General features: G+C 62.4%; 14 protein-coding genes, 1 tRNA gene and 1 pseudogene. 9 read left to right on the top strand and 7 right to left on the bottom strand.

Annotated elements, in window-relative coordinates:
* The first annotated feature begins 29 nt into the window (after positions 1 to 29).
* The 5 genes from P0D96_RS08325 to hisC all read left to right on the top strand — a co-directional run bounded on the left by P0D96_RS08325 (position 30) and on the right by hisC (position 3,834).
* A tRNA-Gln gene (locus P0D96_RS08325) sits at positions 30 to 106 on the top strand.
* A 45-nt stretch (positions 107 to 151) separates the two neighbouring features.
* The gene (locus P0D96_RS08320; protein ID WP_025597839.1) at positions 152 to 1,108 is read left to right on the top strand and encodes a ribose-phosphate pyrophosphokinase; all 957 of its coding nucleotides are present in this window, start codon (positions 152 to 154) and stop codon (positions 1,106 to 1,108) included.
* 163 nt (positions 1,109 to 1,271) lie between these two features.
* Entirely contained in the window at positions 1,272 to 1,895 is a 624-nt protein-coding gene (locus P0D96_RS08315; protein WP_132376125.1) for a 50S ribosomal protein L25/general stress protein Ctc, read from the top strand.
* Positions 1,896 to 2,045: 150 nt separating this feature from the next.
* Positions 2,046 to 2,648, top strand: a complete 603-nt coding sequence (gene pth / locus P0D96_RS08310; protein ID WP_132376126.1) for an aminoacyl-tRNA hydrolase — start codon at positions 2,046 to 2,048, stop codon at positions 2,646 to 2,648.
* A 106-nt stretch (positions 2,649 to 2,754) separates the two neighbouring features.
* Positions 2,755 to 3,834, top strand: a complete 1,080-nt coding sequence (gene hisC / locus P0D96_RS08305) for a histidinol-phosphate transaminase (protein WP_408284176.1) — start codon at positions 2,755 to 2,757, stop codon at positions 3,832 to 3,834.
* A 70-nt stretch (positions 3,835 to 3,904) separates the two neighbouring features.
* On the opposite strand, the gene P0D96_RS08300 is transcribed toward hisC, so the two are convergent.
* From P0D96_RS08300 to rsmD, 3 genes are all read right to left on the bottom strand, one after another.
* Complete coding sequence (locus P0D96_RS08300) at positions 3,905 to 4,162, bottom strand: YfhL family 4Fe-4S dicluster ferredoxin (RefSeq protein ID WP_012431644.1); 258 nt, start codon at positions 4,160 to 4,162, stop codon at positions 3,905 to 3,907.
* 63 nt (positions 4,163 to 4,225) lie between these two features.
* Entirely contained in the window at positions 4,226 to 4,741 is a 516-nt protein-coding gene (gene coaD / locus P0D96_RS08295) for a pantetheine-phosphate adenylyltransferase (protein WP_012431643.1), read from the bottom strand.
* Between the two features lie 112 nt (positions 4,742 to 4,853).
* A complete protein-coding gene (gene rsmD, locus P0D96_RS08290) occupies positions 4,854 to 5,468 on the bottom strand; it encodes a 16S rRNA (guanine(966)-N(2))-methyltransferase RsmD (RefSeq protein ID WP_132376128.1) in 615 nt (204 codons plus the stop codon).
* 241 nt (positions 5,469 to 5,709) lie between these two features.
* On the opposite strand from rsmD, the gene ftsY reads away from it, so the two are divergent.
* A complete protein-coding gene (gene ftsY / locus P0D96_RS08285; RefSeq protein WP_408284173.1) occupies positions 5,710 to 6,885 on the top strand; it encodes a signal recognition particle-docking protein FtsY in 1,176 nt (391 codons plus the stop codon).
* 87 nt (positions 6,886 to 6,972) lie between these two features.
* Here ftsY and maiA read toward each other — a convergent pair whose 3' ends face one another.
* Positions 6,973 to 7,617 (bottom strand): maleylacetoacetate isomerase, encoded by a 645-nt coding sequence (gene maiA / locus P0D96_RS08280; protein WP_408178273.1) that lies wholly within the window; start codon positions 7,615 to 7,617, stop codon positions 6,973 to 6,975.
* A gap of 25 nt (positions 7,618 to 7,642) precedes the next feature.
* Complete coding sequence (locus P0D96_RS08275) at positions 7,643 to 8,341, bottom strand: fumarylacetoacetate hydrolase family protein (RefSeq protein ID WP_342960137.1); 699 nt, start codon at positions 8,339 to 8,341, stop codon at positions 7,643 to 7,645.
* Positions 8,342 to 8,569: 228 nt separating this feature from the next.
* On the opposite strand from P0D96_RS08275, the gene ybiB reads away from it, so the two are divergent.
* The gene (ybiB, locus tag P0D96_RS08270; protein WP_408178271.1) at positions 8,570 to 9,541 is read left to right on the top strand and encodes a DNA-binding protein YbiB; all 972 of its coding nucleotides are present in this window, start codon (positions 8,570 to 8,572) and stop codon (positions 9,539 to 9,541) included.
* Between the two features lie 499 nt (positions 9,542 to 10,040).
* A pseudogene (locus P0D96_RS08265) lies at positions 10,041 to 11,081 on the top strand (2-isopropylmalate synthase); the annotation flags it as partial.
* 186 nt (positions 11,082 to 11,267) lie between these two features.
* On the opposite strand, the gene P0D96_RS08260 reads toward P0D96_RS08265, so the two are convergent.
* Together P0D96_RS08260 and P0D96_RS08255 are read right to left on the bottom strand one after the other, a co-directional pair.
* Complete coding sequence (locus tag P0D96_RS08260; RefSeq protein ID WP_132376133.1) at positions 11,268 to 11,651, bottom strand: nuclear transport factor 2 family protein; 384 nt, start codon at positions 11,649 to 11,651, stop codon at positions 11,268 to 11,270.
* A 43-nt stretch (positions 11,652 to 11,694) separates the two neighbouring features.
* Complete coding sequence (locus P0D96_RS08255) at positions 11,695 to 12,258, bottom strand: acyloxyacyl hydrolase (protein ID WP_132376134.1); 564 nt, start codon at positions 12,256 to 12,258, stop codon at positions 11,695 to 11,697.
* A gap of 363 nt (positions 12,259 to 12,621) precedes the next feature.
* Between P0D96_RS08255 and rpoH the strand changes: the two genes are divergently transcribed.
* Complete coding sequence (rpoH, locus tag P0D96_RS08250; RefSeq protein WP_408312897.1) at positions 12,622 to 13,557, top strand: RNA polymerase sigma factor RpoH; 936 nt, start codon at positions 12,622 to 12,624, stop codon at positions 13,555 to 13,557.
* Positions 13,558 to 13,852 lie beyond the last annotated feature (295 nt).

Raw genomic sequence — 13,852 nt, 5'->3', positions numbered from 1 at the left:
CCACGTTCGACGAAGCTCAGAGTTAGTGTAGGGGAGTCGCCAAGCTGGTTAAGGCACCGGATTTTGATTCCGGCATGCAAAGGTTCGAATCCTTTCTCCCCTGCCAAAATTTCTCGCATTTCCCTCGCCCCCAGCCTGAAGTAGGTGCACGATGAGCAGCCATGACGGCCTGATGGTTTTTACTGGCAACGCAAATCCCGCGCTTGCACAGGAAGTCGTCAAAATCCTCGGTATTCCCCTCGGCAAAGCAATGGTTAGCCGTTTCTCGGACGGTGAAATCCAGGTCGAGATTCAGGAAAACGTGCGTGGCAAGGATGTCTTCGTCCTGCAGTCCACGTGCGCACCGGCGAACGACAATCTGATGGAACTGATGATCATGGTCGATGCGCTCAAGCGCGCATCCGCCGGCCGGATCACAGCAGCCATCCCCTACTTCGGTTATGCCCGTCAAGATCGTCGCCCGCGTTCCGCGCGCGTCGCCATCTCGGCGAAGATCGTGGCGAACATGCTGGAAATCGCCGGCGTCGAGCGGATCATTACGATGGATCTGCACGCCGACCAGATTCAAGGCTTCTTCGACATTCCGGTCGACAACATCTACGCGACGCCCGTGCTGCTCGGCGATCTGCGCAAGCAGAACTACGAGAACCTGCTGGTCGTTTCGCCGGACGTCGGCGGCGTGGTGCGCGCCCGGGCATTGGCCAAGCAACTGAATTGCGATCTCGCGATCATCGACAAACGCCGCCCGAAGGCGAACGTTGCCGAAGTGATGAACATCATCGGTGAAGTCGAAGGCCGTACCTGCGTGATCATGGACGACATGGTCGACACCGCCGGCACGCTCTGCAAGGCAGCACAAGTTTTGAAGGAACGCGGCGCGAAGCAGGTGTTCGCTTACGCTACGCACCCGGTTCTGTCAGGTGGCGCAGGCGAGCGTATCGCCGCTTCCGCACTCGACGAACTCGTTGTGACGGACACGATCCCGCTCGGCGACGAAGCCCGCTCGTGCGCGAAGATCCGTTCGTTGACCAGCGCCGGCCTGCTTGCCGAAACGTTCTCGCGGATTCGCCGCGGCGATTCGGTGATGTCGCTGTTCGCTGAAAGTTAAGTATTTGCGAAGGCGCAGCGCGCCGCACCATGCGGTACGCTGCGCTTTTGCACAATCGGCATGAACGAACGAAGGTTCGTGCCGCAGCTCTGGGGCCTCAGCCATCTGGCTTGGAGGCCCCGTTTTTACTGCCTGGTCGCGGGCAGTGCATTGGAGATTCAAAATGAAAGTAGTCGCTTTCGAGCGTTCTTTGCAAGGTACGGGTGCGAGCCGCCGCCTGCGTAACTCGGGCAAGACCCCGGGCATCGTATATGGCGCTGGTGCTGAAACGCAATTGGTCGAACTGGACCACAACGCGCTGTGGCACGCGCTGAAGAAAGAAGTTTTCCACTCGTCGATCCTCGATCTGGAAGTGGCAGGCAAGTCGCAACAGGTTCTGCTGCGCGACGTGCAATACCACCCGTTCCGTCAGCTCGTGCTGCACGTGGACTTCCAACGTGTCGACGCGAAGAAGAAGCTGCACACCAAGGTGCCGCTGCACTTCATGAACCAAGAATCGAACCCGGCAGTGAAGCTGTCGAGCGCGGTGATCTCGCACGTTATCAACGAAATCGAAATCGAGTGCCTGCCGTCGGCACTGCCGGAATTCCTCGAAGTTGATCTGGCGACGATCGAAGCGGGTCACTCGGTTCACGCCAAGGACATCAAGCTGCCGGCAGGTGTGTCGCTGGTTGCTCACGTCGAAGCAGAAAACCCGGTGGTCGCAGCTGCAACGATCCCGGCTGGCGCAATCGCTGAAGGCGAAGCCGCCGCTGCTGAAGGCGAAGGCGAAACGCCGGCTGCTTAAGGGCGCCTCACGCGAAGAGCAAGAAATCCTCTCGATCCGTTTCAATGAAACGGTCGACGTGACCCGCCGAGGTTCGCCCCGGCGGGTTTTTTTTCGGTTTTTTTCGGCTCGGCTGCGTTCGGCTGCTGAGCCAGATGGACCTACGCAATCATGATCAAGCTGATCGTCGGCCTCGGCAATCCGGGCGCCGAATACACCGCGACGCGCCACAACGCCGGCTTCTGGCTGGTCGATCAACTGGCGCGCGAAGCAGGCGCGACGCTGCGCGACGAGCGGCGTTTCCACGGTTTCTATGCCAAAGCACGGCTTCACGGCGAAGAAGTGCATCTGCTGGAACCGCAGACGTATATGAACCGTTCGGGCCAATCGGTCGTGGCAGTTGCGCAGTTCTTCAAGATTCTCCCCGACGAAATCCTGGTCGCGCACGACGAACTCGACATGCCGCCCGGCAGCGTCAAGCTGAAGCTCGGTGGCGGCAGCGGCGGCCACAACGGGCTCAAGGACATCACCGCGCATTTGTCGTCGCAACAGTATTGGCGGCTGCGGATTGGCATTGGCCATCCGCGAGACCTGATTCCCGAAAGTGCGCGCGCCGGCGCCAAGCCCGACGTCGCCAATTACGTGCTGAAGCCGCCGCGGCGCGAAGAGCAGGACGTGATCGATGCGTCGATCGAGCGCGGGCTCGCCGTCATGCCGCAAATCATCAAGGGCGAGTTGGAACGCGCGATGATGCAACTGCATCGCAATCCGTAGAATGCCCGCTGGAATCGATATTCGCTGTACCGTCTTCGCGCAACTATGTTGCATGGGACCGGACTAAGCGCTAAAGCGCAAACTCCGGTCAACACAGGAGAATCGCTTGAGCCGCTATTGGAGTGACATCGTTCACCGTCTGACGCCATATGTGCCGGGCGAACAGCCCGCGGTCGCGCATCCGGTGAAGCTGAATACCAACGAGAATCCGTATCCGCCGTCGCCGCGCGTACTCGAGGCGATCCGGCAGGAACTGGGCGACGCCGCCGAATCGCTGCGTCGCTATCCTGATCCGACCGCGCAAAAGCTCCGCGAAACGGTTGCCGCGTACCACGGCATCCGCGCTGAACAGGTGTTCGCGGGCAACGGCTCGGACGAAGTGCTCGCGCTCACGTTCCAGGCATTGCTCAAGCACGACAAACCGTTGCTGTTCCCGGACATCACCTACAGCTTCTACCCGACGTATGCGCGACTTTTCGAAGTCGACTACCGGACCATCCCGCTCGATGACAGCTTTGCGATCAACGTCGACGATTACGTGTCGCCGAATGGCGGCATCCTGTTTCCGAACCCGAACGCGCCGACCGGACGTCCGCTGCCGCTCGCCGATATCGAGCGCCTGGTGGCGAGCAATCCCGATTCCGTGGTGGTGATCGACGAGGCCTACGTGGATTTCGGCGCCGAATCGGCTATCGGTCTGATCGACCGCTATCCGAATCTGCTGGTCGTTCAGACTGTGTCGAAATCCCGTTCTCTGGCGGGAATGCGCATCGGCTTTGCGTTCGGCAACCCGGAATTGATCGGCGCGCTGAACCGCGTGAAGGACAGTTTCAACTCCTATCCGCTGGACCGCCTGGCGCAAGTCGCGGCCACGGCGGCATACGAAGACGACGCGTGGTTTCGCGACACCCGCGCCAAGGTCATTGCAAGCCGCGAGCGACTGGCCGCGGGGTTGACGGCGCTGGGCTTCGAGGTGGTGCCGTCGGCGGCAAATCTGCTGTTCGCTCGTCACGAAGGCTACGACGCCGCAACGCTCGTGCTGCGACTGAGGGAAAAGGAGATTTTCGTGCGCCATTTCAAGGCGCCGCGCATCGACCAGCATCTGCGCATCTCGGTCGGCACCGACGCCGAATGCGACATTCTGCTGGACGCATTGCGCGAGATCTTCAGCGCATACGTCGGATAGCACGGCGCAAAGCGTTGCCGCCAAAAAAACGGCGAGGCCAAAAGCCTCGCCGTTTTTTAGACTCCGTACTTCACGCGCCCTTCGCAGCCTGCAGCGCGTGGTACTTCGCCATCAAGCCATCGGGCGTCTCCAGATGGTCCGGGTCGCGTGGAATGCACTCGACCGGACACACCTGAATACACTGCGGCTCGTCGAAATGCCCGACACACTCGGTACATTTCTTCGGGTCGATCACGTAGATTTCCGGGCCCATCGAAATTGCGTCGTTCGGGCACTCGGGCTCGCACACGTCGCAATTGATGCACTCGTCGGTAATCATCAAGGCCATACTTCTCTCACTTCACGCCGGCCGCAGCCAGCTTTGATCCGTCAAACCGACAGTTTACGCCGGTTACGGCTGTCCCGCCGACGCGCCGCTAGCCGGATCCATCGCGGCGACCTTTTCGGTCAGCCATTTTTCGACCGACGGGAACACGAACTTGCTGACATCGCCGCCGAGTTGCGCGATTTCACGCACGATCGTGCCGGAGATGAACTGGTATTGATCGGACGGCGTCATGAACATGGTTTCGACGTCGGGCAGCAAATAGCGATTCATGCCGGCCATCTGGAACTCATATTCGAAGTCCGATACGGCGCGCAGCCCGCGCACGATCACCCGCGCGTTATTGGTGCGCACGAAATCCTTCAGCAGCCCCTTGAAGCTCATCACCTGAACGTTCGGATAGTGCCCAAGCACTTCGTGAGCGATGTCGAGGCGCTCTTCGAGGGTGAAAAACGGCTTCTTGTTGCGGCTGTCGGCAACGCCGACCACCAGCGTGTCGAAAATGCTCGACGCGCGCCGAACGAGGTCTTCGTGACCGCGCGTCAGCGGGTCGAACGTGCCCGGGTACACGGCGACTACCATGAGACTTCTCCTCTCTTCAGACAAAGGGGCACGTCAAAGCGTCCACGCGACGCATTTGGCACCGACCGCGCCCGTGACGGCAAACCGCCCGGCGCTTGTTTTGGAACGCGCATTATTCCTTATTTTCGCGCTGCAGCAAATGAAAGTGGACAGCGCCCGCTTTACCTTGCCGCACGATTTCCCACCCGGCGAGCGTCTCGTTCTCATCGAGTTCGAGCGCCTCGCCCGCTTCAACATACAGAAATCCGTCCGCGCTCACGAGCGGCACCGCCAGCGCGAGCGCTTTGCCGAGCAGATCGTCGCCGAACGGCGGGTCGAGAAATACGACGTCGAACGAACCGGGCGCGAGACTCGCGGCGAGGCGCAAACCGTCAGCTTCAGCGATTTCGATCGTGCGCGCCGACAGGCGTTCCTGATTCGCGCGCAACTGGCTGGCGGCCCGCGCATTGCGCTCCACCATCAAGACTCGTGCCGCGCCGCGCGACGCCGCCTCGAAGCCCAGCGCGCCGCTGCCGGCGAACAGATCGAGGCAGCGCTGGCCGTCCAGATTCTGGCCGAGCCAGTTGAACAGCGTCTCGCGCACGCGATCGGGCGTGGGGCGCAGGCCGTCGAGGTCGAGCACGGGCAAAGGCGTGCGCTTCCAGTCGCCGCCGATGATACGGATGGCGTGCGGCTTGCCGCCTTTGGACGAAGCGCCGTGGGCGCGTGAAGGTGCTGAACGGGGCATGCAGTTTCGATTACGTGATGAAGGCGCCCGCAACGTCGACACGTGCGGGCCGGAGCGCCAACGTTACCACAGCGACGCCCCGCGTCCAGCCTGGCCTTTCGGCCGATACGACGGGCGGCGGCGCGCCTGATAAAATGTGCGGCTTCCAGCGCCTTGCATCCCGCATCGCAACGCTGCCTGCCGCTCCCGCCGGTCTTATGCCGGCTGCGCGCATCGGCGCGCGCTCTCACCACGCCAGATCATGTTCAGCTTTTTCAAACGATTCAAGGGTTCGAAAGAGTCCGATAACGCGCCAGAAGAGTCGCAAACAGCGCCAGAAGGCTCGACGCTTGACGCCGCCGTGGAGGCGCCTGCGCCCGTCGCGCCGGCTGCCCCGCGCCCAGCCGATGCGCCGGTTCGCGTCGAGACGCCACCCGTGGCCGCTCCGTCCGCGATCGAGCCCGAACCCGAGCCGGAAGCATTCGCCTTCGAGGAAACCGTCGAAATCGTGCCGCCGCCGCTGCCGGACGCAGGCGCGAAACGCTCCTGGCTGACGCGTCTGAAGACCGGCTTGTCGAAGACGAGTTCGAACCTGACCGGCATTTTCGTCGGCACGAAGATCGACGAAGACCTGTACGAAGAACTCGAAACCGCGCTGCTGATGTCGGACGCGGGCGTCGACGCCACCGAATTCCTGCTCGAAGCGCTGCGCGAAAAAGTGCGCACCGAGCGCCTCGCCGATCCCCAGCAGGTCAAAGCGGCGCTGCGCACGCTGCTGGTCGACCTGCTCAAGCCGCTGGAAAAATCGCTCATGCTCGGCCGCGCGCAGCCGCTCGTGATGATGATCGCCGGCGTCAACGGCGCGGGCAAAACCACCAGCATCGGCAAGCTCGCCAAGCATCTGCAGAGTTTCGACCAGTCGGTGCTGCTGGCCGCGGGCGACACGTTCCGCGCCGCCGCGCGCGAGCAACTGGCCATCTGGGGTCAGCGCAACAACGTGACCGTGGTGTCGCAGGAAAGCGGCGACCCGGCGGCGGTGATCTTCGACGCGGTCGGCGCCGCGCGCGCGCGCAAGATCGACGTGATGATGGCGGACACGGCTGGCCGCCTGCCGACCCAGCTGCATCTGATGGAAGAACTGCGCAAGGTGAAGCGCGTGATCGGCAAGGCGCAAGACGGCGCGCCGCACGAACTGCTGCTGGTGATCGACGCCAACACCGGCCAGAACGCGCTCGCACAAGTGAAGGCTTTCGACGACGCGCTCGGCCTCACCGGCCTGATCGTCACCAAACTCGACGGCACGGCGAAGGGCGGCATTCTGGCCGCGATCGCGCGGCAGCGTCCGATTCCCGTGTATTTCATCGGTGTCGGTGAGAAGGTCGAGGACTTGCAGCCGTTCAGCGCGGAAGAGTTTTCCGACGCACTGCTGGGCGGCTGAACCCCAAACAGCGTCCGCGGCTAAAGCAGCAAAAAGGGCACTCCGAGGAGTGCCCTTTTTGCATCCCGCCTGCCGGATCAGGACAGGTCACTCAGCGTCCGGTTGCGCGCCGGGCGCCGCGCGGGCAAACGCGTCGAGTTGCATCGCGTGATCGTAGATGCGCTGGATGGTCGGAAACTTCGCCGTGTCGACCTTGAAGCGCTGCGCGTTGAACACCTGCGGAATCAGACAGGTATCGGCGACGGTCGGCGTATCGCCGAAGCACAGCTTGCCGGTGCGCGAATCGCCCGCCAGATGCGTTTCGAACGTCGCGAAACCCGCTTCCACCCAGTGACGGTACCAGGCGTCCTTGGCATCGTCGTCGAGACACAAGGTGTGCTTCAGATACTTCAGCACGCGCAGATTGTTCAGCGGATGGATCTCGCACGCCACCTGCAACGCCAGCGCACGCACATATGCGCGATCGGCCGGCGTCGCGGGCAGGAGCGGCGGCTCGGGATGCGTCTCTTCCAGATACTCGATGATCGCGAGCGACTGCGGCATCACGTCATTGCCGTCGATGAAGGTCGGCACGATCCCGTCCGCATTCACCTTGCGGTATTCGGGCTTCAACTGCTCGCCGCCGTCGCGCACAAGGTGCACCGGCACGTAGTCGTACGGCAGATTCTTCACGTTCAGCGCGATGCGCACGCGATAGGACGCCGAGCTACGGAAATAGCTGTAGAGCTTCATGTTGTCTGTCTCCCCCAACTGGCCGTCAGACGACGCGCACGCTGAGCTCGCCGAGCCCGTCCACGCCACCCTTCATCAGATCGCCCTGCACGACTGCGCCGACGCCTTCCGGCGTGCCGGTGAAAATCAGATCGCCGGGTTGCAGTTCGAACAGCGTCGACAGATAAGCGATCGTCTCGGCCACCGACCAGATCAGTTGCGACACGTCCGAGTTCTGCTTTTCGTCGCCGTTCACCGACAACCAGATCGCGCCCTTGTCGACATGGCCGACGGTCGTGACCGGGTGAATCGGACCGAGCGGCGCCGAGTGATCGAAGCCCTTCGCGGTATCCCAGGGACGGCCCAGCTTCTTCGCTTCGGCCTGCAGATCGCGGCGCGTCATGTCGAGACCGAGCGCGTAACCGTAGACGTGGTCGAGCGCGCTCTCGGCCGGAATGTTCTTGCCGCCCTTGCCGATCGCCGCGACCATTTCCATCTCGAAGTGGACGTTTTTCGACTGCGACGGATAGGGAAACTCGCCGGTGGCGCCGGGCGCGACGTACAACACGGCATCGGCCGGCTTGGCGAAGAAGAACGGCGGTTCGCGGTCGGGATCGTGTCCCATCTCGCGCGCATGCGCCTCGTAGTTGCGGCCCACACAGTAGATGCGACGCACCGCGAACTGCTCGCTGGACCCCACAACCGGCACCGCGACCACCGGTGCGGGTGCAAATACGTAACTCATCCCGTTCTCCGTTTCTTGATGTGTGCCGCCAGCGCGACAATAAAACATCGAGTGTAACGCGCGACAAAGCGCCGCGCGCGCCCGTTCGGCATGAACCGGTGCGGCCGGCATCGCGGGCGCGCTGTCTCGCGGGATCGCCATAGATGCGATACTCACACTCAATAGCGTCTCCTGAATACCGTGGCCGACCGCTCCGAGGCGGCACGTCAACACGTCCCACTGCGCCCGATGACCGACTCCGCCGACACCGTCAATCCCTTCCCCTGCGCCCGCTTCATCAAGGAAATCGGCCGCGGCCCGAACGGCGCCCGCGCGCTGACCGCCGACGATACACGCACGCTTTACACCGCCATGCTCGACGGCCGCGTGGCCGAGCTCGAACTCGGCGCGGTGCTGCTCGCGTACCGCGTGAAGGGCGAAACCGCCGACGAACTCGCCGCAATGCTGGCCGGCGCGCATGCGTCGTTCGAGCCGGTTCATCTGCCGCACGGCACGTTCCGGCCCGTCTCGATACCCAGCTACAACGGCGCGCGCAAGCAGCCGAATCTGGTGCCGCTGCTCGCCCTGCTGCTGGCGCGCGAAGGCGTGCCGGTGCTGGTGCATGGCGTCACCGAAGATCCGGGCCGCGTGACGAGCGCGGAGATCTTCACGCATCTGCAAATTCCGCACGCGCGATCGCACGCCGATATCGAAGACGGTCTCGCTGAGCACCGCCTTGCGTTTGCTCCGATCGGCGTGCTCGCGCCGAAGCTCGCGCGGCTGCTTGCGCTGCGCCGGCGCATGGGCGTGCGTAACTCGACGCACACGCTGGTGAAAATCCTGCAGCCGTTCGCGCCCGCGGGTTTGCGCCTCGTCAACTACACCCACCCGCCGTATCGCGACAGCCTCACGCAACTGTTCAACACGCATCCGGACGCGGCCGCCGGCGGCGCGCTGCTTGCGCGCGGCACAGAAGGCGAAGCGGTGGCCGATACGCGGCGCCAGGTGCAAGTCGACTGGTTGCACGACGGCGTCTGCGAAACGCGCGTGCCGCATGAACGCTCGTCGCCGGATGCGCCGGAAGTGGACTTGCCCGAGGCTAAAGACGCGCCGACGACAGCGGCCTGGATCAGCGCCGTATTGCGCGGCGAAGCGCCCGTGCCGAGCGCGATCGAACGGCAGGTCGAACTGATCGTGGACGTCGCGAGAATGCCGGCGTAACCGCCTCGGCGTAAGCGCTGCGGTGCGCTTGCCGTCGCCCGCTGCGACCTGCGCGGGTTGACACGCCGCGACGCGCCGTCATACATTAGACCCATGCGTTCCCTTCCGAACACCCTCCGAATTACCTCCGGCCGCCTAGCGCGGCCCCTATCGCTACGCCTAGCGTAAGTCAGGCGTAGCGCCGCGCGTTGGCAGCTCAGGTTGCTCGAAGCGCGGTCTCTCCAGCAGTTCCGTTGTTCCGTTTCACCCCCTAAGCGTAGTTCTTCACAACCTGTAGTCGTTTGCATTCGTCCGTTTATCGCGCGGACGAAGCGCGAGGATCAAATGCACGCCGCATGGGCTTTATCCACGTCCGTTTTCGCCGTCACGATGACGCTGTTCGTTCGCGCCCGTTCGTTGTTGCCGCTAGCCCCCGGCTGGCGGCCCGTGCACCCGTGGCAGTCCGCCAACCGCTCGACGCCACATCCTTTCGCATGCGACACAACGAACGAGGCTCACCATGTTGCAAAATCCCGCTGAAAAATATCGCCCCTTCCCCACCGTGCGGCTGACCGGCCGCAAATGGCCGAGCCGCACGATCGACCAGGCGCCGGTCTGGATGAGCACCGATCTGCGCGACGGCAATCAGGCGCTGATCGAGCCGATGAACGCGGCGCAAAAGCTCGAGTTCTTCGAGATGCTGGTCGCGATCGGCTTCAAGGAAATCGAAGTCGGCTATCCGTCGGCGTCGCAAACGGATTTCGATTTCGTCCGCAAGCTGATCGAAGAAAAGCGCATTCCCGACGACGTGACCATCGAGGTATTCATGCCGTCGCGCGCGGAACTGATCGCGCGCACGTTCGAGGCGCTGGAAGGCGCGCCGCGCGCCATCGTGCACTTGTACAACGCGATCTGCCCGTCGTTTCGCCGGATCGTGTTCAACCAGTCGAAGGCCGAAATCAAAGCGCTGGCCGTGGCAGGCACGCAGATCATCAAGGAGCATGCGCAGGCGCGACCCGGCACGCACTGGACCTTCCAGTACTCACCGGAAACTTTCAACGCGGCCGAACTGCCGTTTGCACGCGAGGTGTGCGACGCGGTGGCGCAGACGTGGCGGCCCACGCGCGATCACAAAATGATCATCAACCTGCCCGCGAGCGTGGAAGCGGCGACACCGAACGTATTCGCCGACCAGATCGAATGGATGCACCGCAATCTCGGCTATCGCGACAGCATCGTGCTGTCGGTGCATCCGCATAACGATCGCGGCACCGCGGTGGCCGCCGCGGAACTGGCGCTGCTGGCGGGCGCGGACCGCGTCGAAGGTTGTCTGTTCGGCAATGGCGAGCGCACCGGCAACGTCGATCTCGTGACGCTGGCGATGAATCTGGCTGCGCAAGGCGTCGATACCGGGCTCGATTTCTCGGATATCGAGGCGGTCCGGCGCGTCGTGGAGCGCTGCAATCAGTTGCCGGTGCATCCGCGGCATCCGTATGCGGGCGATGCGGTCATTCGAGCGAAAAGCGGGGAGCGACAAGGCGTCGCGGCGCATGAGCCGGAAGTGGCCGAAGCCGGTGCGGCCGATCGTCGCGAGTGGAGCGGTGTGGATGAGGAAAGCGTCGCTGCCTGAGAATCAGGGCGAGTGACGCAAAAACCGACGCACAAGCGCGCTACCCGCGTGCCCGCGTCAGCCGGAGCAACCCGCTCACAAGGCGCGGCCAGCCCGGAAACAGTGAGCTCAAAAGGCTCACTCGATTGCGCAACGCGTTGCCTGCCAGGCAATCAGGCGCCATCGCCCGTCTTCCTGCGTATGGATCGCCGTGTAGGCGATCGGAAACAGCAGCGCTCCGTTATTGGCTTCCATTTCGATCAGCGCCCGGCCGGTCACGACGCAGGTCTCGCGCCCGACCGGCAGCACCTCTTGCGACTGAATCTCGATCTGCCGATAGCGGCGGCGGCCCGCGGTAATCCCATCGATGAACTGCCGTTTCGTTTCCCGCTTGCCGTTCGTGTGAACGTAGCTCACGTTGTCCGCGAGCAGCGTGTCGAGCGATTGCCCGTCGCCGTCGACCATCGCGCGAAAACGCTCTCGCTCGAGTTCGCGAACCGCTTCGATTATCTTTGCCGCCATCGCTCAGCCCCTCGCACCGGTGAGCCGAACGTGGCCACGGTCGTCAGAAGTTATATTGCAGATATAGCTGGTGGAAATTTATACCAGGATTCGGCTCTTTGATACCGCCGTTGGAAATATGCTGGAAGCGATAGCCTGCCTGGTACTGCTGGTGGCTGCCGAACTGCATGCCCACGCCGGCCATGTCGGCGAACTGGAACGCAGTGCCCAATGTGAAGGTCGAAGAAATCCGGGGACTCGACAGCAGCCGGATGCCCGCGCCCAGTTCGGCGTACGGGCGGATCGAGCCCGACCCCTTGATGAAGCGGATGATCGGCGTCACGCCGATTTCGCCGATGTTGTCGTGCACATTGCCTTCGTTGGTGTGCCACCAGGCCACGTGCGCTTCGCCGATCAGCGAGAAATGCCAATCACCGATCTGCCACCAGGTCAGATCCGGGTCCCAGACGAAACCGAGGTCGAATTTCTTGACGTGGCGATCGCCGAGGCCGCCGGCCACCTGCACGCCAAACTGGTCCGCCGAAGCCCATCCTGAAGTTCCCACCAGCACGGCGCCAGCCGTGATATTTAGAGCCAGACCACGCAAAGCATTCTTCTTGTTGTTCATCTAACACCCGAGCTCCGCCGAACGTTGAACAATCCTTAACCGTTTTGCGTATTGTAAAGACAATCTCAATTTAGTGGATCGTATGAAGAAACCCGTCTTTCCGCAATTAGTCACCTCAAAACCAGCAAAAGTCGGTCATTTATAACAATGAAGGCGATCTGTTAGGTAAGTTCTACGCTCCGAGCAAAGAAGCCGAGGGAGGCGTACCATGGCTATTGAATCGTGAATTTCAATAGGAATTTACGGAACTTGGATGCCCCTACAGCCTCTAAGTATTAGCACTCGGCAATTCAGAGTGCTAACATCCAACGCTGGAGTCGTTACCTGAATAAGCTTTTGTCTGATTCCAAAGGAGTTTCCTACGTGAGCCATGCAATGACCCTTCCGAGTACTTTGAGCCCGTCGTCGGCTAAGGCCGCTTCGGCAGGTGCACTGGCGCTCTCGCATTCCTCGCTGCTGCCCGGTCAACTGGGCAATATCGACGCCTACATCCAGGCCGTAAATCGGATTCCGATGCTGACGCCGGCGGAAGAACGCCAGTTCGCCACCGAATTTCGCGAGCAGGACAACCTAGAGTCCGCGCGCCGTCTCGTCCTGTCGCACCTGCGGCTGGTCGTATCGATCGCGCGCAACTATCTGGGCTATGGACTGCCGCACGCCGACCTGATCCAGGAAGGCAATATCGGCCTGATGAAGGCCGTGAAGCGCTTCGACCCGGCGCAGAACGTGCGCCTCGTGTCGTACGCCATGCACTGGATCAAGGCTGAGATCCACGAATACATTCTGCGCAACTGGCGGATGGTGAAAGTCGCCACGACCAAGGCGCAGCGCAAGCTGTTCTTCAACCTGCGCAGCCACAAGCAAGGGCTGGGCGCGTTCACGCCGGACGAGATCGAAGGTCTCGCCAAAGAGCTGAATGTGAAGCGCGAAGAAGTGTCCGAAATGGAAACGCGCCTCTCGGGCGGCGATATCGCGCTGGAAGGGCAGGTCGAGGACGGCGAAGAGTCGTACGCGCCGATCGCCTATCTGGCCGACTCCCATAGCGAGCCGACCGCCGTGCTGGCTTCGCGTCAGCGCGACAAGCTGCAAAGCGACGGTATCGCGAGCGCGCTGGACGCACTGGACGCCCGCAGCCGCCGCATCATCGAGGCACGCTGGCTGAAAGTGGAAGACGACGGTTCGGGCGGTTCGACGCTGCACGAACTGGCCGACGAATTCGGTGTGTCCGCCGAACGTATTCGCCAGATCGAGGCAAGCGCAATGAAGAAGATGCGCGGTGCACTGACCGAATACGCGTAAAGCTTGAAGATTGTCTGCATGCCGGTTCGTCCGGCGCGCGGTATTCAGCCGCCAAGCCCAGCCCTCGCAAGACGGCGGGGCTTTTTTTCGCCCACGCCGCGGTGTTTTCGCGCACGCGCACACTGACGCAAGAACATCACCGAGCAACACGCGTTTCTTGACGTATCACAAACCAGATAGCAATACTGCTTGAACGGGGCAAGTCTCGCGACCCAATGCCGCAGCGCCGAACTGTTGCGCGCGAGGTTCTACTCCTAGAATCGGGATGCACTCGCCAAACCGCCCAAGCGGCCTG

The organism is Paraburkholderia sp. RL17-347-BIC-D (assembly GCF_046027915.1).
Taxonomy (GTDB): domain Bacteria; phylum Pseudomonadota; class Gammaproteobacteria; order Burkholderiales; family Burkholderiaceae; genus Paraburkholderia.
Note: the sequence above shows the minus strand (reverse complement) of the source record. Positions and strands in the feature narration are given on the sequence as shown.

What these genes read in the sequence shown, in the direction of transcription:
- pth (WP_132376126.1), top strand. Translation starts at nt 2,046, where the DNA reads ATGATCAAGCTGATCGTCGGCCTCGGCAATCCGGGCGCCGAATACACC.
- rsmD (WP_132376128.1), bottom strand. Translation starts at nt 5,468, where the DNA reads ATGCCCCGTTCAGCACCTTCACGCGCCCACGGCGCTTCGTCCAAAGGC.
- maiA (WP_408178273.1), bottom strand. Translation starts at nt 7,617, where the DNA reads ATGAAGCTCTACAGCTATTTCCGTAGCTCGGCGTCCTATCGCGTGCGC.
- coaD (WP_012431643.1), bottom strand. Translation starts at nt 4,741, where the DNA reads ATGGTAGTCGCCGTGTACCCGGGCACGTTCGACCCGCTGACGCGCGGT.
- P0D96_RS08275 (WP_342960137.1), bottom strand. Translation starts at nt 8,341, where the DNA reads ATGAGTTACGTATTTGCACCCGCACCGGTGGTCGCGGTGCCGGTTGTG.
- P0D96_RS08260 (WP_132376133.1), bottom strand. Translation starts at nt 11,651, where the DNA reads ATGGCGGCAAAGATAATCGAAGCGGTTCGCGAACTCGAGCGAGAGCGT.
- ftsY (WP_408284173.1), top strand. Translation starts at nt 5,710, where the DNA reads ATGTTCAGCTTTTTCAAACGATTCAAGGGTTCGAAAGAGTCCGATAAC.
- P0D96_RS08300 (WP_012431644.1), bottom strand. Translation starts at nt 4,162, where the DNA reads ATGGCCTTGATGATTACCGACGAGTGCATCAATTGCGACGTGTGCGAG.
- P0D96_RS08255 (WP_132376134.1), bottom strand. Translation starts at nt 12,258, where the DNA reads ATGAACAACAAGAAGAATGCTTTGCGTGGTCTGGCTCTAAATATCACG.
- P0D96_RS08320 (WP_025597839.1), top strand. Translation starts at nt 152, where the DNA reads ATGAGCAGCCATGACGGCCTGATGGTTTTTACTGGCAACGCAAATCCC.
- P0D96_RS08315 (WP_132376125.1), top strand. Translation starts at nt 1,272, where the DNA reads ATGAAAGTAGTCGCTTTCGAGCGTTCTTTGCAAGGTACGGGTGCGAGC.
- ybiB (WP_408178271.1), top strand. Translation starts at nt 8,570, where the DNA reads ATGACCGACTCCGCCGACACCGTCAATCCCTTCCCCTGCGCCCGCTTC.